2 protein-coding genes are annotated in these 2317 nt (G+C 50.0%); both read left to right on the top strand.

All coding sequences use genetic code 11. The annotated features are described in order from the left end of the window. Positions 1-457 (top strand): formate/nitrite transporter family protein (locus RTY00_RS23710; RefSeq protein ID WP_312666601.1); only part of this gene is annotated, 457 nt, incomplete at its 5' end. 69 nt (positions 458-526) lie between these two features. Further along, positions 527-2317 (top strand): formate C-acetyltransferase (gene pflB, locus RTY00_RS23705; protein ID WP_312666600.1); only part of this gene is annotated, 1791 nt, incomplete at its 3' end.

Below are 2317 nucleotides of genomic sequence, written 5' to 3'. Positions count from 1 at the left end.
CGGTGAACACATGGTGGCGAATGGTGCCTGGGGCTTAAACCTTCTGCAAACCGCTGACCACAAGATGCATCACACCTTTATTGAAGCAGTCAGTCTCGGCACGCTCGCCAATTTGATGGTTTGCCTGGCGGTATGGATGAGTTACTCCGGCCGCAGCTTGATGGATAAAATGTTTGCGATGATCTTACCGGTAGCGATGTTTGTTGCCTGCGGCTTCGAACACAGCATCGCCAACATGTTCCTCATTCCGATGGCCATTGTTATCCGTGATTTTGCCAGCCCGGAATTCTGGCAAATGGCTGGTGCAAGCGCAGCACAGTTTCCCTCACTCAGCGTTAGCGATTTTATTCTTAATAACCTTATTCCAGTAACCATCGGCAACATTATTGGCGGCGGATTATTAGTCGGTTTGACCTACTGGGTAATCTATCTGCGTGGCGATGAGCCGGTGCATTAATAAATAGGTACGGGCGTGCTGAGTCAGCGCGCCATACGTCAAAGTCTCCCTAAATAAGGCAGGTATATCATGTCCGAACTGAATGAAAAAATGGCGTCAGCCTGGGAAGGATTTAGCGCCGGCGAATGGCAGAACAGCGTCAACGTCCGTGACTTTATCCAGAAAAACTATACACCGTATGAAGGCGACGAATCCTTCCTTGCAGGCGCAACACCAGCCACGACCAAACTGTGGGACAGCGTGCTTGAAGGCATCAAAATCGAAAACCGCACTCACGCGCCGGTGGATTTTGACACCGATTTGGCTTCAACAATCACCTCTCACGATGCCGGCTACATTAGCAAATCGCTGGAGAAAATCGTTGGTCTGCAAACTGAAGCACCTCTGAAACGTGCCATCATCCCGTTTGGCGGCATCAAAATGGTTGAGGGTTCTTGCAAGGTTTATGGCCGCGAACTCGATCCCGCGCTGAAAAAAGTCTTCACTGATTACCGCAAAACTCATAACCAAGGCGTATTCGATGTTTATACCCCGGATATCATGCGCTGCCGCAAATCAGGTGTGCTGACGGGTTTGCCGGATGCCTATGGCCGCGGTCGTATCATCGGTGACTATCGCCGCGTTGCGCTGTACGGCATCGATTACCTGATGAAAGACAAAGTTGCACAGTTCAATTCTTTGCAGAGCGATATGGAGAATGGCGTTGACCTCGAAGCCACCATTCGCCTGCGTGAAGAGATCTCTGAGCAGCATCGTGCGCTAGGTCAGATCAAAGAGATGGCTGCGAAATATGGTTCAGATATCTCGCTGCCCGCTACCAATGCACAAGAAGCCGTTCAGTGGACTTACTATGGCTATCTCGCGGCGGTGAAATCTCAGAATGGTGCGGCGATGTCCTTTGGTCGCGTATCCACCTTCCTTGATGTGTACATCGACCGCGATATTCAGGCTGGGAAACTGACTGAAGAAGACGCACAGGAACTGATTGACCATCTGGTAATGAAACTGCGTATGGTGCGCTTCCTGCGTACGCCTGAATACGATGAGCTGTTCTCCGGTGACCCAATCTGGGCAACAGAATCATTAGCGGGTATGGGCGTCGATGGTCGTACTCTGGTGACCAAAAGCACCTTCCGTTTCCTGAATACGCTTTACACCATGGGTCCATCTCCGGAGCCAAATATGACCATCCTGTGGTCAGAAAAGCTGCCGGTTAACTTCAAGAAATACGCCGCAAAAGTTTCAATCGATACGTCCTCATTGCAGTATGAGAATGACGACCTGATGCGCCCTGACTTCGACAACGATGACTATGCTATCGCCTGCTGCGTTAGCCCAATGATTGTCGGTAAGCAGATGCAGTTCTTCGGTGCGCGTGCCAACCTGGCAAAAACCCTGCTGTATGCAATCAACGGTGGCGTTGATGAAAAACTGAAAATGCAGGTAGGCCCGAAAGAAGCACCAATCACTGACGAAATTCTTGATTTCGACATAGTGATGGAGCGTCTGGATCACTTCATGGATTGGCTGGCGAAGCAGTACGTCACCTCCCTGAATATCATTCACTACATGCATGATAAGTACAGCTACGAAGCTTCACTGATGGCGCTGCACGACCGTGACGTTTATCGCACCATGGCGTGTGGTATCGCTGGTCTGTCTGTTGCGGCTGACTCACTTTCTGCCATCAAATACGCCAAAGTGAAAACCATCCGTGATGAAGATGGTCTAGCGGTAGACTTTGAAATTGAAGGCGAATATCCGCAATTTGGTAATAACGACTCTCGCGTTGATGACATGGCGTGCGATCTGGTTGAACGTTTCATGAAGAAAAGTCAGAAACTACAAACCTACCGTAAC

The organism is Pantoea sp. CTOTU49201, assembly GCF_032054795.1.
Taxonomy (GTDB): domain Bacteria; phylum Pseudomonadota; class Gammaproteobacteria; order Enterobacterales; family Enterobacteriaceae; genus Pantoea; species Pantoea symbiotica.
This window is presented reverse-complemented; position numbering and strand designations above follow the sequence as displayed.